This is a genomic window from Caulobacter sp. GW821-FHT09B11, assembly GCF_059418205.1.
Map to the genome: position 1 here is coordinate 111691 of NZ_JBWKPK010000015.1, position 22302 is coordinate 133992.

A 22302-nucleotide genomic window follows, 5' to 3' on the forward strand; every position below is an offset into this window, starting at 1 on the left:
ATTTGACGACCAAGGGTCTCCCAGGTAGCGTTCGGCGGAAATGACGGAGATCCCTCGATTTCCGCCATCACTCGGGGAAATGCGATGCCTCGCGCCGTCGGCATGCTGGTCTATCCCGGCTTCCAGCTCCTGGACGCCGCCGGCCCGATCTCGGCCTTCGAGATCGCCGCCCGCTTCGATCCCGGCGCCTACGGCCTGTTCCTGGTCTCGCGCGACGGCGGCTGGACGGCCAGCAGTTCCGGCGCTGCGTTCGACACCCTGCCCTTCGACAAGGCGCCGGCCTTCGACACCCTGCTGGTCTCCGGCGGCGACGGGGTGAAGGCCCCGGCGACCTGCGAGACCACCCTGGCCTATGTGCGGCAGGCCGCCCGCACCGCGCGGCGCACGGCCAGCGTCTGTTCGGGAACCTATGTCCTGGCCGCCGCCGGCCTGCTGGAAGGCAGGCGCGCCACCACCCACTGGAGCCGCACCAAGGACTTCCAGCGGCGCTTTCCGGGCGTGCGGCTGGAGGCCGACCGCATCTGGGTGCAGGACGGCCCGATCTGGAGCTCGGCGGGCATCACCGCCGGCATCGACCTGGCCCTGGCCATGATCGGCGCGGATCTGGGCGAAGCGATCGCCAAGCGCACGGCCCAGCAGTTGGTCGTCTATCACCGCCGCCCGGGCGGCCAGTCGCAGTTCTCGGCCCTGCTGGAGATGAAGGGCGGCCGCTTCGATCCGCTGCTGGCCTGGGCCCGCGAGAACCTGGCCCGCCCGCTGACCGTCGAGGAACTGGCCGAGCGCGCCGCCATGAGCCCGCGCAACTTCGCGCGCCTGTTCACCGCAGAGACCGGCGCGACCCCGGCCAAGGCCATCGAGCGCCTGCGCGTCGAGGCCGCCCGCGCCCTGCTCGACAGCGCCCCGCTGCAGGTCGAGGACATCGCGCTGGAATCCGGCTTCGGCGACTCCGAACGCATGCGCCGCGCCTTCATTCGCGTCTTCGGCCAGCCGCCCCAGGCGCTGAGGCGCGCGGCGAAGGCGAGTTAGGCTCTCGATCTCTCTTCCCCCGTAAAATCCCCGCGAAAGCGGGGACCCAGGTGTTTTGTCGTCGAGCGCCACGCGTTTCAGAAAAAGCCTGGGTCCCCGCTTTCGCGGGGATTTTACGGAGGAAAGGGGGTTCAGCCCCGCAACGCCCTGACCTCCGCCCGCAGCTCGTCCAGGCACGCGGTGTTGGCCCGCGCCATCTCCGACAGCTCGGCCACCCGCAGGGCGTCGAGCTTGTCGTGCAGGCGCATGATCTCCAGCTCGGCGCGCAGGTTGACGACATAGTCGTGCTCGGCCGCCTCGCGGTCCTTCGTGGCCTGGCGGTTCTGGCTCATCATGATGATCGGGGCCTGGATCGCCGCCAGGGTCGACAGCACCAGGTTCAGGAAGATGAAGGGATAGGGGTCGAAGGCCTTGTGGAACGGCATCAGGGCCAGGTTCAGGATCACCCAGGCCGCCAGGATCGCCGAGAAGCTGCCGATGAAGCCCCAGGAGCCGCCGATCGCCGCCACCTTGTCGGCCAAGCGCTCCCAGTAGGTCCCCTCCTTCTCGCGCAGGCTCGGCGCGACGGCGGTCGGGGCCTCGGCGGCGATCAGGTCGATGACGCTGCGCTGGACTTCGGTGAGATCGCCATAGGACACGCCCAGCAGGGTGCGCGACAGGTGATCCAGTTTTTCCGCGCTCATCGATATCCCGCCTGCTTGGTGCAAATCGCATCATCCGGCGCCGCGAGCGTCACGGCAACGCGGTTGACACCACCGCATCCTGAGCGCGAGGCTCGCATCCGTCGGCTGGCCGACCAACGGCCCGCCATCATCGTGGGAGTTCCAGATGGCCCATAAGTTCGTGATCAAGAAGAACAAGGCCGGCGAGTTCGTCGCCTACTTCGTCTACAACAGCGAGAACATCTTCTGGACCGAGGGTTATTCCTCGAAGGCCGGCGCCAAGAACGCCATCGAGTCGATCAAGAAGAACGGCCCCGAAGCGCCGACCGACGACCAGAGCGACGACTGATCCCCTAAACCCTCAAGTGATCTTGACCCCTCCCCGTCGATCGCTGTCTGATCGGCGATAATCAACAACGACGGGGAGACGGCCATGGCGGCTCGCAAGGCGATCTTCATCACCGGGGCGGCCAGCGGCATCGGCCTGGCCAGCGCCCGGCGCTTCGCCCGCGAAGGCTGGCTGGTCGGCCTGTCCGACATCGACGAGGCGGGCCTTGCCCGCGCCCAGGCCGAGCTCGGCGTCGACGACTCCTCGGTCCACCCCCTCGACGTCCGCGACCGCGAGGCCTGGACCCCGGCGCTCCAGGCCTTCACGAGCCGTTCGGGCGGGCGGCTGGACGTGCTGTTCAACAACGCCGGCGTCGCCCGCTTCGGGGCCTTCGCCGAGATCGATCCCGAAGGCGACGACCTGATGCTGGCCGTCAACATCCGCGGCGTGATCAACGGCGCGCGGGCCGGCCTGCCCTTCCTGAAGGCGACGCCCGGCGGCGGGCGGCTGCTCAACATGGCCTCGTGCGCGGGGATCTACGGCGCGCCGGGCCTGGCGGTCTATTCGGCCACCAAGTTCGCCGTCCGGGGCCTTTCCGAAGCGCTGGACGCCGAGTTCGCGCCCCACGGCGTGGGCGTGGCCTGCGTGATGCCGTGGTTCGTCGAGACGCCGATCCTGCACAACTCCCAGCCGGGCAAGAACATCGACATGGGCGAGGAGCTGCGCAAGAGCGGCATGCCTGTCTACGGCGTCGACGAGGCGGCCCAGACGGTGTGGCAGGCGGCCCATGGCCGCGAGCTCTATTATCTGGTGGGAAAGCGGGCCAGGCAGATGCGGTTCATGGCCCGCCTGGCCCCCGGGTTCCTCAGGAACCGGCTCCGGTCGCAACCGCAACCGGCCTGACGTCGGACTTGTCGGGGCCGGTCTTGGTCGGGTGCATGGCCGGGGCCGAGGCCGGCTCGGGGCCGACCTTTTCCGGACCGCCCATGCCGCCCTCGACCGTCTTGGCGACGGAGAGCGCGCTGGCGACGTAGATCACCGGCTTGCCGTCGGCGCTCGGGGCCTGCGGCAGGCTGGTCAGCACGGGCGCGTCGGGCAGGTCGTCCACCGTCGAGGGGCGCGGCTGGCCGGTAAAGGCCCCCGGCGCGCCGGCGCGGCCGCCGAAGCGATAGAAGACGTGCATGCCGACCTGGGCGACGCGCATCAGGCGCGGCCCCCAGTTCGGGGCGACGCCCGTGGTGTGGAAATGGGTGGCCGAGCCGACCTCGGACATCACCGTGCCGGCCAGGGCGCGCGAGGCGACCTTCCTGGCCCGGTTCCAGGCGCCGCGCTCGTGCGGGCTGCGCATGGAGCCGTCGCAGGCGAAGCTGAACTGGCAGCCGGTGCGGGCGTAGGCGCCCTGGAACACGACGCCGCAGATCGACTTGGGGAACGAAGGGTGGCGTACGCGGTTTAAGACTACTTGAGCCACCGCGGCCTGGCCGCTGGGCGTCTCGCCCCGGGCTTCGTAATAGACCGCCTGGGCCAGGCACTCGAGTTCGCGCGAGCTTTCGAGGGCGCTGGTCAGGTGGAACGGCGCGGCGGCCGGGCTGAACGCGCCGCCGAGGCTGGCGCGCAGCAGAAGCGGTTGGTCGTCGGACTTTTCGCCGCCGCTCTGAAGGCGGGCGGCGAGCAGGGAAGCCTGGCGATCGCGCTGGGCGTCGCCGGCGACGGTATAGGGGTCATGGCGACGGGCGATGGCGAGCGCCCCGGCGTCCATGCGAGACGCGGCCTGATGCAGCGCCGCTTCGGAATAACTTCCCGCGGCGCCGTCGGCCAGGCGCGTAACGCGAGCGTGCTGAGAGGCGGTCTGGGCCATGCCCCCCGCCAGATAGACGCCGCCCAAGGCCAGACCCGTGACGGATCCGACCAATACAGCGCCGATCAGCCCGCGCGCGTCAGCGCACGTCTGCGACTTGATAAACAAAGCTTGCGTCCTGCGCGACGAGGGCGCTCCGGCCCCCCGACAAAAACACTTCCAAGACACCCGGAAAAAGCACTATCGGGCCGGTCTGGAAGCGAGGTTCGACCGTTCGCAATAAGGTCGAGATCCTGCTTATGCCTCGCCTTATGACCGAACTATGACCGAGTCGCAAGCGCCTGCTGCACTGCAGCATTGATTTTGCCCGGCTTTTTGGCTGCCCGCGCTATTAACACTTTGATTCACAGGAAAAACCTCGACGCGCGAGAAAACGCCGCAGCAGCGGGATTTTCGACGCATCCGCTTGCCTCTGTCGGAACCCCGACCAAGCCTCACCGTTAACCCGTGCGGTAAATTCGCCGTTCGGAAAGCCCCATGACCCGTCTCACGCCGCACGTCCCGCGCCTCGCCGCGATCCTCGCCCTGGCCGCCCTCGCCTCGGCCTGCGGCCACAACATGGAACAGCGCGCGGCCACCGGCGCCATCGCCGGCGCTGTCGTCGCCGGCCCCGTGGGCGCGGTCGTGGGCGCCGGCGCCGGCGCCGTGGTGGACGCCGCCTCGAAGCCCGCGCCGAAGAAGCGGCGCTGACCCCCTCCGGCCCTCCGGGCCACCTCCCCCAAAGGGGGAGGATCTGATCTGACGCCTCGCCGGAAAGATGCTCCCCCTCTGGGGGAGCTGTCGCGGAGCGACTGAGGGGGCCGCGCAGCGGTTCCTAGGCCAGGGTCACGAACAGCTCGTTCTCGATCACCCACTGTCCGGCGATCTTGCGCCAGGTGGCCAGGTACGTCCCGCTCTGGGTCGCGCCCTCGCCCTTCCAGGTTCCGACCCAGCGTCCGCGCTCGGCCGCCCGCTCGCCGTCGGCGTCGAGCTCGATCAGTTCGCTGGTGCGGACGTAGGAAACGAAGTCGCGGTCGGCGAACTGGCCGGCGAAGGCCTCGATGATCTGGTCGCGGCCCAGCAGCAGCGAGCCGTCGCCGGCGATCAGCTTGGCGTCGGGCAGGAAGAACGGGATCAGCCGGCCCGCGTCCTTGCCCGCGATCAGGCGGTTGGTGAGCTTGCGGCGGGCGGCGACGGCGTCCTGCGGCGAGGTCATGAACTTGCGGGTCCCCTAGTGCTGCACGGCGATATAGGCTGCGCCGTCGCTCCTCCGCAAACCCGGACCCCGATGCCGCCCCTCGACGATTTCGCCCCCCGCGCCTCCGCCCCGCCCGTCCTGGTCACCGCGCGGCTGACGCTCAGCCCGCCGCAGCTGTCCGACTTCGACGACAGCGTCGCCATGTGGGCCGATCCGGAGGTCTATCGCTATGTCGGCGGCCGGGCCTCGACGCGCGAGGAAAGCTGGGCCCGCCTGCTGCGCGCCCGGGGGCTGTGGGCCCTGCTCGGCTACGGCTACTGGTCGGTGCGCGAAACGGCCACCGGCCGCTATGTCGGCGAGGTCGGCTTCGCCGACTTCCACCGCGACATCACCCCCTCGTTCGAAGGCGTGCCGGAGATGGGCTGGGTGCTGGGCAGCCGCATGCACGGCCAGGGCTTCGGGACCGAGGCCGTAAAGGCGGGCCTGGCCTGGGGCGAAACCCGCTGGGGCGCGGCTCCGGTCGTCTGCATCATCCACCCCGACAACGCCGCCTCCCTGGCCCTGGCGGCCAAGACCGGCTTCGTCGAACAGACCCGCACCACCTACAAGGAAAGCCCGACGGTCCTGCTGCGGCGGGGGTGATCAGCCTTCGCGGTCTTCAAGCGTGTGGAAGATACGGAGCACGACGACCCGCTCGGGTTCGACGCGATACTAGATCACGTAGCCATCCCGGCCGAAGTCCACGCTGAGTTCACGCAGCTCGTGGACGACCGGCCGCCCTCGCGACGCAAAGGTCTCCAGAGATCGAATGGCCCCCTTGATCGCGGCCGCAGCCCGCTTGGCGGCTCGCGGGCTCTTGGCGGCCAGAAAATCGGCCAACCGTTCTAGGTCGCGTCGAACGGCAAGGGCCAGGACGACGCGGCGGCGGTTCAAGCGTTGTGCGCCCGCCGTTCGAGCACCAAGGCGTCAAGCTCCGCGAACGCCTCGTCGATTGTCATCGCCTCGCCGGTTCGATCGAAATCGTAGGCCCGCGCCCGCGCGATGACCCAGTCGAGCCCCCCATGGCTTTCCTGCTCCAGGAGCGCCCGCACATAGGCCTCGCGCGATACGCCGGCGTCGGCCGCGGCGGCGGACAATCGCTCGGCGAGATCGGCGTCGACATCGAAGGAAAAACCATCGGCCATGGCTCACCCTACCTCAAGCCTGGACCCTTGTCCTCAAGCCGCCTGCAGCTGTTGCTTCACCCGTTCGGCCAGGGTCTTGATGTCGATGGGCTTGGGCAGGAAGGTCACGCCCGTCTCGCCTTCCAGCAGGTCGCTGAACTCGGCCTCGGCATAGCCCGAGATGAACATAACCGGCGCGTTGCCCAGATAGCCGCGGGCCTTCTTGAGCAAGGTCGGGCCGTCGATGCCGGGCATGATCACGTCGCTGATCAAGAGGTCGATCTTGCCGGCGTTCTCCTCGGCGATGACCAGGGCCTCCTCGCCGTCGCTGGCCTCCAGCACCTCGTAGCCGCGGGCGCGGAGCAGGCGGGCGGCGACGCCGCGCACGGCGTCCTCGTCCTCGACGAACAGGATGCGGCCGGCGCCCGACAGGTCGCGGGCGGCGCGGGGCTTGGGCGGCTCGGCGGCCACGACGGCGGCCGCGGCGGCCTGAGCGGGGGTCGGCTCGTGCACGGGCAGGAAGATGCGGAAGGCCGCGCCCTCGCCCGGACGGCTGTGGACGTGAATCCAGCCGTCGCTCTGCTTGACGATGCCGTAGACGGTGGCCAGGCCCAGGCCCGTGCCCTCGCCCACCGGCTTGGTGGTGAAGAACGGGTCGAAGATCTTGCCCATCACCTCGGGCGGGATGCCGGGGCCGTCGTCGCTGACCTCGATGAAGGCCTGGTCGCCCTCGGCGCCCGGGAAGCCGAGACTACGAGCCTCGTCCTCGTTGAGGCGCGCGGTGCGGATGCGCACGACGCCGCCGCCCTTGGCCGCGCGCACGGCGTCGCGGGCGTTGACGGCCAGATTCATGACCGCCGTTTCGAGCTGGCTCTTGTCGGCCCGCACCTGCGGCAGGTCGCGGCCGTAGTCGGTGATCAGCTTGACGTCTTCGCGCAGCAGGCGGCGCAGCAGGACCTCGAACTCCGAGATCAGCTCGCCCAGCTCCAGCACCTCGCGCTGGACGGTCTGCTTGCGCGAGAAGGCCAGCAGCTTGCGCACCAGGTCGGCGGCGCGCACGCCGGTCTGGCGGATCTCGTTGAGGCCTTCGTAGGACGGGTCGCCCACCGGGTGGCGATGCAGCAGCTCGTCCAGGCGCAGCTGGATGGCGGTCAGCAGGTTGTTGAAGTCGTGGGCCACGCCGCCGGCCAGCTGGCCGATGGCCTGCATCTTCTGGGCCTGGGCCAGCTGCAGCTCGATCTGCTTCTGCTCCGACACGTCGATCAGATAGGCCACCAGCCGCCCTTCGGCGCGGTAGAGATAGAGATGGGCGATGCGCGAGGGATCGCGGGCCAGCCGCACCTCGAAGGGGCCGGCCTTGCCCTCGGCCAGGCGGGTCTCGGCCTCGGCGCGCGACGGCGGGTCGATCAGCTCGCCCAGGGTCATGCCCGCGCTCACCGCGCCGGTCATGGCCGAGAGGGCCGGATTGGCCTCGAGCACCTGCGAGTTGAAGGGATCCAGCCCCTCCAGCAGGGCCGCGCCGAAGGGCGAGGCGCCGGAGAAGGCGTCCAGGGCCCGCGGCGGCGGGGCGGCCTGAGGAATGGGAACGGCGACGGGCGGCAGCGGGGCGGCGACGGGCTCGGCCGCGACGGGCAGGCGCACCAGCAGACGGCCGCCGGCCACGCGGGCGGCCACGGCCGAGCGCTCCTGGCCGGCCAGCACGACCAGGGTCTCGGCGGTCTCGCCCTTGCGGGCGCGGGTCAGGGCCGAGAACAGGGCCGCGTCCTTGGGCAGGCGGCGGGCCTCGCCCATGGTGTCGCGCCAGGCCTGGTTGGCCACCAGGATGCGGCCGTCGGCGACGGTCAGGGCCGCCGGCTCGCCCAGGGCCTCGATGAAGCTGTCGGCCACGTCCAGGCCGTTGTCGTGCGCGGCCGAGGCGCGGATCGCCACCAGCCCCAGGATCGCCACGCCGGCGACGCCCGCCAGCAGCAGCAGGCCGGCCAGGGTGGCGGGTCCGGCGCTCAGGGCCGGGGCCGTGGCGAAGCCGGCGGCCAGGACGAAGAAGATCGCCGCGCCCCAGATCAGGGGGTCGGCGCGGCGGCGGGCCGCCGTCATGTCTTTCGCGGGCGTCTCGGCCATGCCGACCGAAATCCTTCTGCAACTTGGCGGGGATGAAGGCCCCGACGATTCGTCCGGTAAGGATACTCCTTACGCGGCGCAAGAGCGCGTTCAGAAAGCAGGTCTCTGATTCTACGGCGGAAATGTGATGTCCCGATGATCCCGGACAAGCGTCCGAAGGATCAGGCGGGCCGTCAGTCGGCCCAGGCGCGGCGCCTGGCCTTCTTGTTGCTCATCACGAAGCCGATGACCTTGGCGACGGCCTCGAAGTGCTCGGCCGGGATCTGCTGGTCGATCTCGACGGCGGCGTAGAGGGCGCGGGCCAGGGGCGGATCCTCCAGCACGTGCACGCCGGACTCCTCGGCCAGGGCGCGGATCTTCAGGGCCAACTCGTCGACGCCCTTGGCCACGCAGATCGGAGCCGGGGTCTCGCCCTGCTCGTACTTCAGCGCCACGGCGTAGTGGGTCGGGTTCATGACGACGACGGTGGCCTTGGGCACGGCCTGCATCATCCGCTGGCGCGAGCGCTGCATCTGGATCTGGCGGCGCTTGGCCTTGATGTGCGGGTCGCCGTCCGACTGCTTGTGCTCTTCCTTCACCTCGTGAAGGGTCATGCGCATGCGCTTGTTGAAGCGCATGCGCTGCCAGAACCAGTCGAAGCCGGCAGTGACCAGCAGGAAGATCAGCACCGCCCAGAACAGCTTCTTGCAAAGGTCGATGGCCAGCGGGAGCATGGCCGCCGGGTCCATGCCGACAAGGCCGATCACCATCTTGGCGTCGGGCTTGAGCACGAACCAGGCGATGACGCCGGTGACGATGAACTTCAGGGCCGACTTGGCGAACTGCATCAGGCCGTCGGGCCCGAAGATGCGGCCCAGGCCCTTCATCGGGTTCAGCTTGGCGAAGTCCGGCTTCATCTTCTCGGCCGAGAACAGGAAGCCCGACTGGGCGATGTTGGCCGCAGCCCCCATGAAGCCCGAGACCAGCATCACCAGGATCAGCGGCGGCAGCGCCGCCAGCACCACCTTCTTGGCGATCAGGTTGGCCCCGCCCTCGACGTCCATCTGGCCGGCGTGGGCGATGAACGGCACGAGGGCCGAGACCAGGTCGCGCGCCAGCCAGCCGCCGGCGATGACGACGACGCCGAACGCGCCGGCCAGCGAGGCCAGCTGCGAGAAGTCGGGACTTTTGGGAACGTCGCCTTTCTTCCGGGCGTCCGAAAGTTTCTTCTGTGTCGGTTCTTCTGTTTTCGAGGCGTCGTCTGTGTCGTCGGCCACGGCGCCCTCCTAACTGAAGACGTTGAGCAGATCGCGGTAGCGATCGCTCCACACCATGGCGATGCCGCCCAACGACAGGGCGAGCAACGAGAGGCCCAGGATGACGCTGAGCGGCGAGGTGACGAAGAAGATCTGGAACTGCGGCATGACCCGCCCGACCAGGCCGGTCGCCAGGTTGAAGACGATCGAGAACACGATGACCGGGGCGGCCAGCTGCACGCCCAGGGTGAAGCTCTGGGCCACGGTGCGCACGGCCAGGGCGGCGGCGTCGTTGACCGGCACGGTCTTGGTGAACGGGAAGAGGTCGTAGGACCGCGCCATCGCCCCGATGAACAGGTGATGCAGGTTGGTGGCCATGATCAGGGTCAGGCCCAGCATCGACAGGAAGGTGGCCACCGCCGTGCTCGACTGCACGCCCATCGGGTTGGTGGTCTGGGCGAACGACAGCGTCGTCTGCATCGAGATGATCTCGCCGGCCGTGGTCATGGCGCTCATGAACATCTTCAGCACCGCGCCGATCATCAGGCCGATCAGGATCTCGTGGATCAGCTGGCCGGCCAGACCGCCCACCGTGGTCGGCAGCGGGCCCACGCCCTTGGCGACCGTCGGGGTGATGATCAGGGCGATGAGCAGGGCCAGCGACAGGCGGATGCGGGGCGACACGGCCGTCTCGCCGATGCCCGGCATCAGCATGAGCATGGCCCCGATCCGGGCGAAGACCAGACCGGCGACATAGACCTGAGCGGTCGTCGCGAAGCTGTCCACGCCCCGCCCCTCCCTACATCGCCGCGATGCGGGCGGCGATCTGGCGCATGAAGCCCGACATCAGGGCTCCCATCAGCGGCAGGCACAGCAGCAGCGCGATGAAGATGGCGACGATCTTGGGCGCATAGACCAGGGTCTGTTCCTGGATCTGGGTCAGGGCCTGGAACAGGCCGATGGCCACGCCCACCACCAGGCCGACGATCAGCACCGGCGCGCAAAGCTGCAAAGTCAGCCAGATCGCGTCGCGACCCACGTCGAGGACTTCGGCTCCGGTCATGAACGGGCTTTCTGCGGGCGCTCTGGACGGTTTTGGTACGGCCCGCACCATGGGGCCGACATGGTTAACAGGGAGTTAGGGACTGTTAACACGACGCCCCCGCCGGCGGTAAGCCGGGCGCGGCGCATGGTCGCTGAGCCCCGCCCCGCGGCCTGCGACACCGCGCCGCACCGATTTGTACGACTTTACGCTACGGCGCCGCGCGATGGTTGCTGGCGAAACTATCCGGTTGCGTACAGAATGCCACCTTCAGTTGGGGAACTGTCATGCATTCGGACGTCAAGCTGCGCTGGTGGCAGCGCCACCCGTTCGCCGGGTTGGTCATTGGTTGGGCGATCATCGCCTTCGTCGGCGCGGACGTGCTGGGCTTCGCCCTGCTTCGCTGAGATTCTAAGCGCCCTTCTCCCCTTGCGGGAGAAGGTGGCGGCCGAAGGCCGTCGGATGAGGGGTCTCTCAGATGTGAGACGCCTTCACCAAGCCTGACAGCTGCACGCGGCTTTGAGGTCTGAGAGACCCCTCACCCGACCTCCCTCCGGGAGGCCACCCTCTCCCGCAAGGGGGAGAGGGCTCCGCGGCTCAGCAATCGTGGCCCGCGCCCAGCGGACGGCAGCGGCCGTCGATCGGGGTCGGCACCGGCACGCCGGTGACCGCCGCAATGGTCGGGGCGATGTCGACGGTCTCGATCGGCAGGATGCGTTCGCGGGCCTGGGCGCTCTTCCACCAGAACAGGATCGGCACGCGACGGTCGTAGTCCCAGGGCGTGCCGTGGGTGGCGACATAGGTCGCCGCCGCCGTGGCCGGCACCAGGTTCGGCTTGAAGGCCACCAGGATGTCGCCCGAACGGCCCGGCCAGGCGCTGCGGCGCAGGCGTTCCTTGACGTTGATCGCATCCGGCGGCGTGCCCTTGGCGACCGGCGGCGTGGTCAGCAGGTCGTTGATCTCATAGGCCTCGGCCACCTCGGGGCGGCCGCGCACCAGGGCGAGGGCCGCCGAGGCGACGCGGGCGCGCTCCGTGGCCGGCAGCACCTTCTTGTCGGCGCCGACGATCACCAGGGTGTCGATGCCGCCCGGCGCGATCACCGGGTCGTAGTCGAGCGCAAGATCGGTGCGCAGCTGGGCGTTCAGGCCCTTCAGCCAGGCCGAGGTGGCGATGCGGCTGACGTCGTAGCCTTCGTCGTGCAGGCGCTCGGGGAAGTCCGAACCGCCGTGGTCGGCGCTCAGCACCACCAGCACCTCGCCCTTGGCCTTGCCGATGCGCGACAGGAAGGCGTCCAGGCGCGCGTCCAGGCGGCTGAGGTGATCGCACATCTCCGGACCGCGCGTGCCGTAGCGGTGGCCGATGAAGTCGGTGGCCGACAGGCTGACGGTCAGCACGTCGACCTGCGGGCCGTCGCCCAGGCCGAACTCGTCGCGCAGGGCGGCGGCGGCCTCCAGGGTCACGGCGTCGGTATAGGGGCTGGCGGCCAGGTCGCGCAGGGTCTCGGCTTCGTTGGTCGGCAGCGGGCGGGGCAGCTTGGCGTCCCAGGTGCGGTCGCCCGTGGTCCAGGTCTTTTCGAGGGCCGCGCAGGCCTTGTTCTCGTAGGTCCAGACGAAGGGCTTCTTCTTCTGCTCGGCGGCGAGGCGCGCGTTCAGCGCGGCCACGGGCGCAAGCTTGGTCGCCGCGTCCTCGCCGGGACGCACGAAGGTGTTGAAGCCGTAGCCGGCCTGGTACCAGAACGCGCCGTCGGCCTTGTGGCCGGCCATGGTGATCGCGCCGCGATCCTTGCCCGACACGCCGTAGACGCGGCTCTTGGGCGACACGGCCTTCAGCCAGTCGCCATAGGTGCCGACCATCAGGTTCTTGTCGCTGACCGGGTCCTGGTCGGACGGGGCGGCCAGGGTGACCGAGGTGTCGAGCAGGCAGTACGACTTCTTGCCGGTCTCGGGGTCGTACCAGTTGTTGCCGACGATGCCGGTGCGGTTGGGATAGGCGCCGGTGAGCAGGCTGGAGTGGCCCGGACAGGTCTCGGTCATGCCGTGCGACTGATAGCCGTTGGGATAGACCACGCCCTCGCGGCCCAGCTTGCCCAGACCGCCCTTCCACTGGCCGCGCCACTGCTCGAACAGGTTGGCGCTGAACTGGTCGATGGAGATCACCACCACCAGCTTGGGATTGGGCTTCACCTGGTCTGCCGCCTGAGCGGGCACGGAAGCGAATAGGGCGACGCCGGCCAGCGCCGAAAGCGCCGCCGTGGAGGTAAGCTTGCTCATGGCGCGCAACCTGCCCCATTCACAAAAGCGTCGCAAATGAAGCTTGGGCGGACGGCGTTCAGGGAATGTCGTCGCTCAATTCGCGCGCGACGGCGGCGGGCGAGCGCTTGTCGGTGTCGCGATCGACGGCGTAGTTGGCCTGCCGCATGGCCTGCACCGACAGCTTGCCCGACAGCTGCGCCGCCACCGCCTTCAGGCGCGGATCGTCGGCCCGCCCGGGCGACACCAGCAGCACCGCGTCATAGGGCGGCAGCGCGCCCTTCGGATCCTCCAGCACCACCAGGTCGTCGGCCGCGATGCGCCCGTCGCTGGAGAAGGCCGAGATCACGTCGGCCTCGCCCGAACCGAGGGCGCGGTACATGAAGGTCGGCTGGAACTGCCGCCGCGCCTTGAAGCGCAGGCCGTAGGCCGTCTCGACCGCCTTCCATTCGGGCCGCGAGAAGAACTCCAGGTCGCCGCCCATGACCAGGTCCGGCGCCTTGGCCGCGAGGTCAGAGAGGCTCTTCACGCCCAAGGCCTCGGCCTGCCGGCGCTTCATGGCGAAGGCGTAGGCGTTCTCGAAACCCAGCGGCGCGGCCAGCACCACGCCGTCGCGGCGCTTCAGCTCGGTCCGCAACGCGTCCAGCACCGCCTGCCGGCCGGGACTGTCGGTGCGGTGCAGGACGTTGGCCCACAGGGTGCCGGTATAGTCGACATAGGCGTCGAGCTCGCCGGCGGCCAGCGCCCGATAGGCCACGGCCGAGCCCAGGTTGATCCGTCGCTCGACCCGCGCGCCCTGCGCTTCCAGCCGGTTCGCGATCAGCTCGGCCAGCACATATTGTTCGGAGAAGTTCTTGGCCCCCACCACATAGGCCTGCGGGCGCGGCGTCAGGGCCGGCGCGGCGATCGGCGCCAGCGCCGCCAGCAGGCCAAGGCCAAGCGCCGCCAGCGCTCCGCCCCACAGCATGGGCCGGCGATGCTCGATCCCGCGCCCGACCAGACCCAGCAGTTGGTCGACGATCAGGGCCAGCGCCGCCGAGGCCGCGCAGCCGACCAGCACCATGTCCCAGGCCTCGGTCTGAAGCCCCGAAAAGATGTAGTCGCCCAGCGAGGTCTGGCCGACGGGCGTGGCCAGGGTCGCCCCGCCGATGGTCCACACCGCCGCCGTCCGCACCCCGGCCAGGATCACCAGCGCGGCCAGCGGCAGCTCGACCCGCAGCAGGCTCTGGCGCGGGGTCATGCCCACGCCTCTGGCCGCCTCGGTCACCGCCGGATCGACGCCCGACAGCCCCGCCGCCGTGTTCCGCAGGATCGGCAGCATGGCGTAGAGCGCCAGGGCCAGCCACGCCGGCAGGAAGCCCAGGGCCGGAAAGCCGAAACCGAACGTCGCCTTGGTCAGGTTCGAGGCCAGCAGCAGCAGCGGATAGAACAGCGCCAGCAGCGCCAGGCTCGGCACGGTCTGCACCAGGCTGGCCGCGCCCAGCGCGATCCAGCGGAGCCCCGGCCGCTTGGCCGCGGCGAAGCCCAGCGGCAGGGCGACGGCCAGGCCCAGCAGCAGGGCGGCCGCCGACAGCGCCGCGTGCCAGGCCAGGCGCTGGGGCAGAAGCGCGAGCAGCTCAGCCATCCAGCAGCGCCCTCACCCGCTCGGCCTGGCGACGCGGGGCCGCCATCAGGGCCTCGACGCGCGGATCGGCGTGGCCGGCCATCAGGTCGCGCGGCGCGGCGTCGGCGATGATCCCGCCATGCTCCAGCACCACCACCCGGTCGGCCAGCAGCAAGGCCTCGGCCACATCATGAGTGACCATCACCGTGGTCAGCCCCAGGGTCTCGTGCAGCCGCCGCACGTCGTCGCCCAGGGCGGTGCGGGTGATCGGGTCCAGCGCTCCGAACGGCTCGTCCATCAAGAGGATCGACGGCCGCCCGGCCAGCGCCCGGGCCACGCCCACCCGCTGCCTCTGCCCGCCCGACAGCGCCGACGGCCGCCGCTGCGCCAGCGCGCGCGGCAGGTCCACCAGATCGAGCAGTTCGTCCACCCGCGCGGCGATCTCGGCCTTCGGCCAGCCCAGCAGATCCGGGACCACGCCGATGTTCTCGGCTACGCTCATGTGCGGAAAGAGCCCGATCTCCTGGAAGACGTAGCCGATCCGCCGCCGCGGGGCCGGGCCGTCCAGCGCTCCGACCGCCTGGCCGTCGATCCGCACCACGCCCGCCGTAGGCGTCGCCAGGGCGTTGATGGTCTTGAGCAGCGTGGTCTTGCCCGCCCCCGATCCGCCGACCAGGGCCACGAACTGCCCCTTGGCGATCGACAGGTCCACGGCCTCCAGCGCCACGGCGTCGCCGTGCGTCTTGCCGACTTTCTCGAGAACGATGGCGGGGACTGGAGCGGGGCTCATGCCCCCTCACCTTCCGCGCTAGCGACCGCTGCGACAAGCCGTCCCGCTTGCACCAAGCCAAATCAGACGCGTTAATGTGGGTTAACGGGGGGCTGATCAGGAGCAGAACAATGGCCACGGCCCTATCCATGCCCGGTTTCAAGGCCCGCAAGCGCCGCAAGCTCGTCCAGCGCCGCCTGCGCGTCGCCGTCGCCCTGATGCTGCTGGCCAACCTCGCCGTCTGGGCCGGCGTCGTCGCCGCCCTGCGCGGGATCGACGTGGCGGGGCTGCTGCCGCCGCTCTAAATCCCTCTCCCCTTGCGGGAGAGGGTGGCCTCCGAAGGAGGTCGGGTGAGGGGTCGCACGAACAAAAACGCCGCGACGGCCGATCGGCCAGTCGCGGCGTTTTGCGTCTGAGAAACCCCTCATCCGGCGCTTCGCGCCACCTTCTCCCGCAAGGGGAGAAGGGTCCTTAAATCGACATCCGCATGATCTCTTGATAGGCCGAGATCACCTGGTCGCGGATCGAGATCACGGTCTCCAGGCTGGCTTCGGCCGACGAGATGGCGGTGACGACGTCGATCATCTCGGCCTTGCCGGCGGCCTGCTGGGCGATCTTGTGCTCGGCCTGGCGCGAGGACTGGACCGTGTCGGTCATGGCCGACTTCAGCATGTCGCCGAAGTCCATCTTCTTGGGTTCGCTGGAGCTCTTGCCCAGCGACAGCGGCGTCGAGCCGGTGGCGGCGTAGGCCTTGGAAGCGGCGAGCGCGGTGATCATCGCTTAAGCCCCCTACTTCTTCAGGATGTCGAGCGTGCGCGACTGCATGCTGCGCGCGGTCTCGATCACGTTGAGGTTGGCCTCGTAGGCGCGCTGCGCCTCCTTCATGTCCAGCGCCTCGACCAGGGTGTCGACGTTGGGCAGCTTGACGTAGCCCTTGGCGTCGGCGGCCGGGTTGCCGGGGTCGTACTCGGTCTTGAACGCGCTCTCGTCGCCGTCGACGCGGATCATGTTGACGCCTTCCGCCCCCTCGACCTTGGTCGGGCGGAACACCGGCACCTGGCGACGGTAGGGGTCGCCGCCGGCCGTGCGGGCCGTCGAATTGGCGTTGGCGATGTTCTCGGCGATGATGCGCATGCGGCCCTGCTGGGCCTTCAGCGCGCTGGCCGCCACGGCCATCGCCGCCGTCGACTGGGATCGAATTTCAGCCATCTAGCGCGTCCTCAACCGTTGGGCTTGCGCGAGGCGGTGCGGAGCATCGCCAGCGAGCGCTGATAGAAGGAAACCGCCGCGTCGTAGTTCATGCGCGCATCGGTCATCTTGAGCATCTGGTCCTCGAGGCTCACGGAGTTGCCGTCGAGGGTGGTCTCGCTGTCGGCGCCCTGCGGCGAGCGCCACGGGCTGGCCGTCGTGGCCGGGGCCATGTGGCCGCTGCTGGTCGCCAGCATCTTCACCGGGCCGACCGGCGCGGCGCCGCCGCCGCGATAGGACGAGCCGGTCGCCTGGGCGTCGAGCGAGGCCTGGAAGGTGTAGGCCTTCAGGTCCCGCGGCTGGTAGCCGGGGGTGTCGGCGTTGGCCACGTTCTGGGCGACGACCTTCTGCCGCTCGTTCAGATAGCCGAGCCGGCTCTTGAGCATCGCAAAGAGGGGAATGTCGTCGGGACCCATGCGGATCATGGTGAAGAAACAGGGTTAATCGCGCATTAATACCCGTGAGGCACACCAGGGATGCGGCGCCACGCCGCGCCTTTCACGCCAGGGATTTCAGCGCCGCGGCCATGGACGTCTTTCTGCTCATCCGCGCCGTCGCGGCGCTGGCCGTCACGCTGGGCCTCATCGGCCTGGCCGCCGTGGCCCTGCGCCGATTCGGCCCCGACGCCCTGAGCCGCTTCGTCTCCCAGCGCCGCGAGCGCCGGCTGCAGGTGATCGAGACCCTGGTGCTCGACCCCGCCCGCCGCCTGGTGCTGTGCCGCATGGACGGCGAGGAGCGCCTGGTGCTGCTGGGCGACGGCCGCCTGCTGGACTGGACGCCCGCCGGCGTCTCCGCCGCTTCGACGCCTTCCGCCGAGACCCCCGCCCAGCCGGAGCCCGTGGCCTGATGAGCCTGCTCAAGTCCCTCACCGGCGCCCACCCGCAGGACCTGCGCCGCGCCGCGGTCATCGCCGTGCTGGCCGCCTTCGCCACCACCCTGGGCCCGTCCTTCGCCATGGCCCAGTCGGCGGTCAACGTGAACCTCGGCACCGGCGCGGGCCTCACCGAGCGCGTCGTCCAGCTGGTCGGCCTGCTGACCGTGCTGTCGCTGGCCCCGTCGATCGTCATCATGACGACCTCGTTCGTCCGCATCGTCGTGGTGCTGGGCCTGCTGCGCACGGCGATCGGCGTGCAACAGAGCCCGCCCAACCCGGTGATCATCAGCCTGGCGCTGTTCCTGACCGCCATCGTCATGGGCCCGACCTTCGAGCAGTCCTACGACGCCGGCGTCAAACCCCTGCTCGACAAGCAGATGGAGCTGCCCGAGGCCTTCGAGGCCGCCGGCGGCCCGGTGAAGACCTTCATGCTGCGCCAGGTCGACGAGGACGATCTGGCGCTGTTCATCCGCCTCTCCAAGATCGAGAAGCCCAAGGCCGCCCAGGAGACCCCGTTGAAGGTGGTCACCCCGGCCTTCATGATCTCGGAACTGAAGCGCGCCTTCGAGATCGGCTTCCTGCTGTTCATCCCGTTCCTGGTCATCGACCTGGTGGTCGCCAGCGTGCTGATGAGCATGGGCATGATGATGCTGCCGCCCGCGACGGTCAGCCTGCCGTTCAAGCTGATCTTCTTCGTGCTAGTGGATGGCTGGCGACTCGTCTGCGGCAGCCTGGTGGAAAGCTTCCAGCGCGGCGGCGGCGCAGGCTGACGCGCTACTCTTTGAAGACAAGAACAGAAGACCAAGACCGATGGGCGTTTTCGTACTGGGCTCGATCAATCTGGACGCCGTGGCGCGGGTCGACGACCTGCCGCGGCCGGGCGAGACGGTGGCCGGCCTGTCGCTGGAGCTGTTCCTTGGCGGCAAGGGCGCCAACCAGGCCGTCGCCGCCGCCCGCATGGGCGCGCCCACCCGCCTGATGGGCGCGGTCGGCAAGGACGACAGCGGCTCCAGCCTGAAGGCCAAGCTCGCTGGCTACGGCGTGCAGGTGGCCGACGTCGTCGAGCTGTCGGGCGCCCCCACCGGCCAGGCCCACGTCTGGGTGTCCAACAGCGGCGAGAACATGATCGTCGTCACCGGCGGCGCCAACATGATGATCACGCCCCAGCAGGTGGCCGCCACCCCGCTGGAGGGCCAGCGCGTGCTGCTGGCCCAGCTGGAGACCCCGGCCGCCGCCATCGAGGCCCTGTTCAAGGCCGGCGCGGCCAAGGGCGGCCTGCGGGTGCTGAACGCCGCCCCCGCCCTGCCCCAGGGCGCGGCCCTGTTCCCGCTGACCGACATCCTGATCCTGAACCAGACCGAGCTGGCCACCTACGCCCGCCTCGACCACGAGCCGGCCAAGCTGGAAGAGGTCTCCAAGGCCGCCCGCAAGCTGATGAGCCGCCCGGACCAGACGATCATCGTAACCCTGGGCTCGGCCGGCGTCGCCGCGGTGCGCCGCGACGAGGCCTTCCTGGTCGAGGGCCGCAAGGTCAAGGCGGTCGACACCGTCGGGGCCGGCGACTGCTTCTGCGGCGCCCTGGCCGCGGGCCTGTCGGCCAATCTCGACCTACGCGAGGCCGTCGAGCAGGCCAACGCCGCCGCCGCCCTGTCAGTGCAGAAGCCGGGCGCCGCGCCCTCGATGCCGGGCAAGCGCGAAGTCGAGCAGTTCCTGGAGGGCTGAGGCCCTTCGGATCACAAGGGAGGCCGCCCTGGACAGGACAACACCCGATATCCTGGCCCAGGCCCGCGAAGCACCGCCTCCGGTCGTTGCACGCTTTGAGAGCACCTTCAGCAGCCACGACGGAACCCCGCCGACGGCGCGATTCGAGCTGGCCTGCACGCACTGCGTCTGGGGCATGTTCGTGGTGTTCGAGCACAGGCCGCAAGGCGACGAGCAGGCTAGCGGTCTTGGGCTGAAGTGCGCGCTTTGCGGCTCGATGGCCGACCTCTTCGACGCCCGCCGCGACGGGTATGACGGCGAACTGGGCCACAACGGCGTCCCTGCTCAGGCGCGGACCGAAACCCTGCTGGAGACTCGCCCGGGCCACGACCTCGGCGCCGTATATGTTCGGGTAGGCCTGACCTACAACGTCGACTTCGAGGAACTGCAGGAGATCGCCGACGAGCGCGGCAAGCGTCCGCAGGACCTTTTCGACGGGTTCACCCTCGACATAAGGCAAGGCTCCCGCTGGACCGAGAGCGTCTGGGACTACGAATGCGCCTGAGTGGGCGCGCCGCAAGCCGTCATGCCGCGAAGAAGTCCACGATCGCCCGGGCGAAAGCCGGATTGGCCACCGCCGTGCGGTGATCGCCGCCGACCAGCAGCGACCGCGCGCCGGGGATCGCCTCGGCCAGCCGCTCGGGCCGCACGGCCAGCGGGTCGTCGTCGCCGGCGATCACCAGGGTCGGAGCGGCGATGCGGTCGAGCGCGATCGGCTTGGCGTGGACGACGCTGGCCTGGGCCGCCAGGGCCTTGCGGTCGGCGCCGATGGCGTCGGCGAACAGCCGGAAGGGCGCGGCCGCCGGATGGCGGATGGTCGAGGGATCCTCGGTCAGCAGCGCCTCGACGATGGCGTCGCTGGGCACGTGGCGGGTGTCGACCCCGCCGGTGGCGACCACGCCCTCGCCCACCCCGCCGGTGACCAGCCGCCGCACGCGAGGCTCCTGGCTGGCGCAGATCAGGGACACGATCGCCCCCATCGAATAGCCGGCCAGGTCGATGGCCGGGACGCCCAGATGGTCGATCAGTTCGCCGACGTCGCGGGCCATCCGCGCCTCGCCGTAGAAGGCCGGATCATGCGGCTTGTCCGACGCGCCATGGCCGCGCGCGTCGATCGCCACGACCTTGCGCCCCGCCGCGACCAGGGCGTCGACCACGCCCGGCCCCTTCCAGTTGATCAGGCCGCTGGCCGAAAAGCCGTGGTGCAGCACCACCGGCGGCCGATCCGCGTCCTCGCCCCAAACCTGATAGGCGATCGACAAGCCGTCCGAGGTCGTGAAGCTGGGCATGCGATCCACCACAATTCAAACAATCGTTTCGATTGCTAGCGCAGCGGGGCGGCGGGCGCAACTTGAGGTCAAGCTTGGGGGACACCCCCTCCCGGAGGAGCGCGGTGGATCAAGTCGAAGACAGGAACTGCCCCACGGGCGAAAACCTCGTCCTTCGACAAGCTCAGGATGAGGTTTTTCTAACGCCCGGGCCTGTCATTGTTCCTCATCCTGAGCCTGTCGAAGGACGACGAACACGCAAGGCGCTGGATGCGCCGCTTCTAGGCCGCGCGGATGCCGCTGAACGAGCCTTCGGCCTGGGCGCCGACGATGGCGTCGTAGCCCAGGATCATGTCGACGTCCTTGCCGTTGCTGGCCAGCGGCAGGCGCAGCCACAGGATCGAGACGTGCGGCGCGCCGCGCCAGGCCAGGCTGTGCACGCCCACGCCGGGACGACGCTCGTCGACCACCTTGTCCAGTTCCTTGCGCCAGTAGTCGGCGGCGGCGGTGTTGTAGACCTCGTCCAGCTTGCGGCCGGTGATCTCGCGGCCATAGACGCCGTAGAGGCCGGTGCCCGCCAGACGCAGGCGATAGTCGCGCGGTTCGCGCACCACGTCGGTCAGGCTGACGGTCGGAAGCAGGCGCTTGATGCCGGAAGGTTGAAGATCGACACGCGCAGGCAGGTTCGCCCCACGGCGCAGGGACGCCCAGTAAGCGAACATTTCCTGATGAGCGCGCGCCGCCGTGGCGGATGCGCTCAATTGCGCGGACATCTTCAGAGTCCTTAACAAGTCTTTGGAATCACGGTGATTCACCGCGCATTCACTATGTCTTAAGCACCGAATCGGCGGAAGCGAAAAATCGCGTTCGCCAACAAAGATTCTGCTGGCGAGTCAATCTGGAAGCACAACGCCCGGCCGCTGGGACAGCGACCGGGCGTCGGCGTTTCGCTCGAGCTTAACCACAAGTGATTGATTGATTTAAGGTAAATGAACGCTCAGACTCAGCCCTTGCGGGCGCCGCGCGTCCCTCGCCCGGTCTGACCCAGGCCCATCTGCCGGGCCAGGTCCGAGCGCGCCTTGGCGTAGTTGGGCGCAACCATCGGGTAGTCCGACGGCAGGCCCCACTTCTCGCGATAGTCCTCGGGGCTCAGATCGTACTGCGTGCGCAGGTGCCGCTTCAGCGACTTGAAGCGCCGGCCGTCCTCCAGGCAGACGATATAGTCGGGCGTCACCGAGCGGCGGACCGGCACGGCCGGCTCCTTCGGCTCGGGCGCGGCCGCCTGCGGCGCGCCGACGGCGGCCAGGGCCCCGTGCACGCTGCGGATCAGGGCCGGCATCTCGGCCGCCGACACCGCATTGCCGCCGACGAAGGCGGCGACGATGCTCGCGGTCAGTTCGACCAGGGGGATGTCTTCTTCCATGGCGCTCTCCCGTTCTCTCTGTTTTCTTTTATTCGACGCGCGCCGCCTCACACGCGAAGTGCACATATGGATAAGCTTGCCAGTAAATCCGGGCAATAGCTGAATCCAGGGAATATTGACTGATGGATAGCCGACATAAGCCAAACGACAACTCAAGGTCGTGAGTTGAAATTTGCATTTTCCGTAATATTGACTGAACACGTTCAGCCAACTTGACCGGCCGGACTAGTTACTGCGTCGCTTTCTCAAGGAGGGGCTCGATTTCCGTACGGGAGAAGGCTTCCGCCGAACTTCACGCCTCCCCCTGTGGGGGAGGTGTCGCGGAGCGACGGAGGGGGCCGGTTTTCAGCTTCCGAAGCGTCGGTCGCCTTGCCCTCCGACATCGGGAAATTCCGCCTCCCTCGCCCTTGTGGCGAGGGTCCATGCCGGCGACCGCTCAGACCCAGGCCGTCCTGCAAAGGTCTGAGCAGCTGAACGATGGATCCTGGGCACAAGGC

At 69.2% G+C, this 22302-nt stretch carries 28 protein-coding genes; 10 read left to right on the top strand and 18 right to left on the bottom strand.

Features of this window, described 5'->3' with window-relative positions:
• Positions 1-84: 84 nt before the first annotated feature.
• A complete protein-coding gene (locus tag AC07N1_RS13120; RefSeq protein ID WP_494672225.1) occupies positions 85-1026 on the top strand; it encodes a GlxA family transcriptional regulator in 942 nt (313 codons plus the stop codon).
• 131 nt (positions 1027-1157) lie between these two features.
• Here the strand turns inward: AC07N1_RS13120 and AC07N1_RS13125 are convergent, their stop codons facing one another.
• Positions 1158-1709 (bottom strand): DUF1003 domain-containing protein, encoded by a 552-nt coding sequence (locus AC07N1_RS13125; protein ID WP_494672226.1) that lies wholly within the window; start codon positions 1707-1709, stop codon positions 1158-1160.
• A 145-nt stretch (positions 1710-1854) separates the two neighbouring features.
• Between AC07N1_RS13125 and AC07N1_RS13130 the strand changes: the two genes are divergently transcribed.
• Both AC07N1_RS13130 and AC07N1_RS13135 read left to right on the top strand, forming a co-directional pair.
• Positions 1855-2037, top strand: coding sequence for a YegP family protein (locus AC07N1_RS13130; protein WP_494672227.1), 183 nt, complete (start codon positions 1855-1857; stop codon positions 2035-2037).
• A gap of 84 nt (positions 2038-2121) precedes the next feature.
• Entirely contained in the window at positions 2122-2919 is a 798-nt protein-coding gene (locus AC07N1_RS13135; protein WP_494672228.1) for an SDR family oxidoreductase, read from the top strand.
• Here the strand turns inward: AC07N1_RS13135 and AC07N1_RS13140 are convergent.
• Positions 2882-3982 (bottom strand): cell wall hydrolase, encoded by a 1101-nt coding sequence (locus AC07N1_RS13140; protein ID WP_494672229.1) that lies wholly within the window; start codon positions 3980-3982, stop codon positions 2882-2884. The genes AC07N1_RS13135 and AC07N1_RS13140 overlap by 38 nt on opposite strands.
• Before the next feature lie 369 nt (positions 3983-4351).
• Between AC07N1_RS13140 and AC07N1_RS13145 the strand changes: the two genes are divergently transcribed.
• Positions 4352-4564, top strand: a complete 213-nt coding sequence (locus AC07N1_RS13145) for a hypothetical protein (RefSeq protein ID WP_487287665.1) — start codon at positions 4352-4354, stop codon at positions 4562-4564.
• A 124-nt stretch (positions 4565-4688) separates the two neighbouring features.
• Here the strand turns inward: AC07N1_RS13145 and AC07N1_RS13150 are convergent, their stop codons facing one another.
• Positions 4689-5069 carry a YybH family protein gene (locus AC07N1_RS13150; RefSeq protein ID WP_494672230.1) on the bottom strand — a complete coding sequence of 127 codons (381 nt, stop codon included), beginning with the start codon at positions 5067-5069 and terminating at the stop codon, positions 4689-4691.
• Positions 5070-5141: 72 nt separating this feature from the next.
• On the opposite strand from AC07N1_RS13150, the gene AC07N1_RS13155 reads away from it, so the two are divergent.
• Positions 5142-5693, top strand: a complete 552-nt coding sequence (locus AC07N1_RS13155) for a GNAT family N-acetyltransferase (protein WP_494672231.1) — start codon at positions 5142-5144, stop codon at positions 5691-5693.
• A gap of 69 nt (positions 5694-5762) precedes the next feature.
• On the opposite strand, the gene AC07N1_RS13160 is transcribed toward AC07N1_RS13155, so the two are convergent.
• From AC07N1_RS13160 to AC07N1_RS13200, 9 genes are all read right to left on the bottom strand, one after another.
• The gene (locus AC07N1_RS13160) at positions 5763-5984 is read right to left on the bottom strand and encodes a type II toxin-antitoxin system RelE/ParE family toxin (protein WP_494672232.1); all 222 of its coding nucleotides are present in this window, start codon (positions 5982-5984) and stop codon (positions 5763-5765) included.
• On the bottom strand, positions 5981-6235 hold the full coding sequence (locus tag AC07N1_RS13165) for a hypothetical protein (RefSeq protein WP_494672233.1): 255 nt from the start codon (positions 6233-6235) through the stop codon (positions 5981-5983). Before AC07N1_RS13165 ends, AC07N1_RS13160 begins: the two co-directional genes overlap by 4 nt.
• A gap of 33 nt (positions 6236-6268) precedes the next feature.
• Positions 6269-8332: a cell cycle histidine kinase CckA gene (cckA, locus tag AC07N1_RS13170; RefSeq protein ID WP_494672234.1), complete on the bottom strand. Its 2064-nt coding sequence runs from the start codon at positions 8330-8332 to the stop codon at positions 6269-6271.
• A gap of 173 nt (positions 8333-8505) precedes the next feature.
• Complete coding sequence (flhB, locus tag AC07N1_RS13175) at positions 8506-9588, bottom strand: flagellar biosynthesis protein FlhB (protein WP_494672235.1); 1083 nt, start codon at positions 9586-9588, stop codon at positions 8506-8508.
• Between the two features lie 9 nt (positions 9589-9597).
• Positions 9598-10353 carry a flagellar biosynthetic protein FliR gene (gene fliR / locus AC07N1_RS13180; RefSeq protein WP_494672236.1) on the bottom strand — a complete coding sequence of 252 codons (756 nt, stop codon included), beginning with the start codon at positions 10351-10353 and terminating at the stop codon, positions 9598-9600.
• A 13-nt stretch (positions 10354-10366) separates the two neighbouring features.
• On the bottom strand, positions 10367-10630 hold the full coding sequence (gene fliQ, locus AC07N1_RS13185; RefSeq protein ID WP_110120873.1) for a flagellar biosynthesis protein FliQ: 264 nt from the start codon (positions 10628-10630) through the stop codon (positions 10367-10369).
• A 576-nt stretch (positions 10631-11206) separates the two neighbouring features.
• Entirely contained in the window at positions 11207-12880 is a 1674-nt protein-coding gene (locus tag AC07N1_RS13190) for an alkaline phosphatase family protein (protein WP_494672237.1), read from the bottom strand.
• Positions 12881-12938: 58 nt separating this feature from the next.
• A complete protein-coding gene (locus AC07N1_RS13195; RefSeq protein ID WP_494672238.1) occupies positions 12939-14483 on the bottom strand; it encodes a glycine betaine ABC transporter substrate-binding protein in 1545 nt (514 codons plus the stop codon).
• Positions 14476-15252 (bottom strand): ATP-binding cassette domain-containing protein, encoded by a 777-nt coding sequence (locus tag AC07N1_RS13200; protein WP_494672239.1) that lies wholly within the window; start codon positions 15250-15252, stop codon positions 14476-14478. Before AC07N1_RS13200 ends, AC07N1_RS13195 begins: the two co-directional genes overlap by 8 nt.
• Positions 15253-15362: 110 nt before the next feature.
• On the opposite strand from AC07N1_RS13200, the gene AC07N1_RS13205 reads away from it, so the two are divergent.
• Positions 15363-15536, top strand: a complete 174-nt coding sequence (locus AC07N1_RS13205; protein ID WP_494595961.1) for a hypothetical protein — start codon at positions 15363-15365, stop codon at positions 15534-15536.
• 166 nt (positions 15537-15702) lie between these two features.
• On the opposite strand, the gene fliE is transcribed toward AC07N1_RS13205, so the two are convergent.
• Genes fliE through flgB form a run of 3 tightly spaced genes read right to left on the bottom strand, consistent with a single transcriptional unit; the run spans position 15703 to position 16895 of the window.
• Complete coding sequence (gene fliE / locus AC07N1_RS13210) at positions 15703-16008, bottom strand: flagellar hook-basal body complex protein FliE (protein ID WP_110120875.1); 306 nt, start codon at positions 16006-16008, stop codon at positions 15703-15705.
• Positions 16009-16020: 12 nt separating this feature from the next.
• On the bottom strand, positions 16021-16440 hold the full coding sequence (gene flgC / locus AC07N1_RS13215) for a flagellar basal body rod protein FlgC (RefSeq protein WP_110120876.1): 420 nt from the start codon (positions 16438-16440) through the stop codon (positions 16021-16023).
• A gap of 11 nt (positions 16441-16451) precedes the next feature.
• Positions 16452-16895, bottom strand: coding sequence for a flagellar basal body rod protein FlgB (gene flgB / locus AC07N1_RS13220; RefSeq protein ID WP_494672250.1), 444 nt, complete (start codon positions 16893-16895; stop codon positions 16452-16454).
• Positions 16896-17005: 110 nt separating this feature from the next.
• Between flgB and AC07N1_RS13225 the strand changes: the two genes are divergently transcribed.
• From AC07N1_RS13225 to AC07N1_RS13240, 4 genes are all read left to right on the top strand, one after another.
• Entirely contained in the window at positions 17006-17326 is a 321-nt protein-coding gene (locus tag AC07N1_RS13225; RefSeq protein ID WP_494672240.1) for a flagellar biosynthetic protein FliO, read from the top strand.
• Complete coding sequence (fliP, locus tag AC07N1_RS13230; RefSeq protein WP_494672241.1) at positions 17326-18123, top strand: flagellar type III secretion system pore protein FliP; 798 nt, start codon at positions 17326-17328, stop codon at positions 18121-18123. The genes AC07N1_RS13225 and fliP overlap by 1 nt, the downstream gene beginning before the upstream one ends.
• Positions 18124-18163: 40 nt before the next feature.
• On the top strand, positions 18164-19075 hold the full coding sequence (locus AC07N1_RS13235) for a ribokinase (RefSeq protein ID WP_487287681.1): 912 nt from the start codon (positions 18164-18166) through the stop codon (positions 19073-19075).
• 184 nt (positions 19076-19259) lie between these two features.
• Positions 19260-19619, top strand: a complete 360-nt coding sequence (locus AC07N1_RS13240) for a hypothetical protein (RefSeq protein WP_494672242.1) — start codon at positions 19260-19262, stop codon at positions 19617-19619.
• Positions 19620-19638: 19 nt separating this feature from the next.
• Here AC07N1_RS13240 and AC07N1_RS13245 read toward each other — a convergent pair whose 3' ends face one another.
• The 3 genes from AC07N1_RS13245 to AC07N1_RS13255 all read right to left on the bottom strand — a co-directional run bounded on the left by AC07N1_RS13245 (position 19639) and on the right by AC07N1_RS13255 (position 21805).
• Complete coding sequence (locus AC07N1_RS13245; protein ID WP_494672243.1) at positions 19639-20403, bottom strand: alpha/beta fold hydrolase; 765 nt, start codon at positions 20401-20403, stop codon at positions 19639-19641.
• Positions 20404-20663: 260 nt separating this feature from the next.
• Positions 20664-21161: a motility/cell cycle regulatory protein MopJ gene (mopJ, locus tag AC07N1_RS13250; RefSeq protein ID WP_487287933.1), complete on the bottom strand. Its 498-nt coding sequence runs from the start codon at positions 21159-21161 to the stop codon at positions 20664-20666.
• A gap of 224 nt (positions 21162-21385) precedes the next feature.
• Complete coding sequence (locus AC07N1_RS13255; RefSeq protein WP_494672244.1) at positions 21386-21805, bottom strand: Ros/MucR family transcriptional regulator; 420 nt, start codon at positions 21803-21805, stop codon at positions 21386-21388.
• Between the last annotated feature and the right edge of the window lie 497 nt (positions 21806-22302).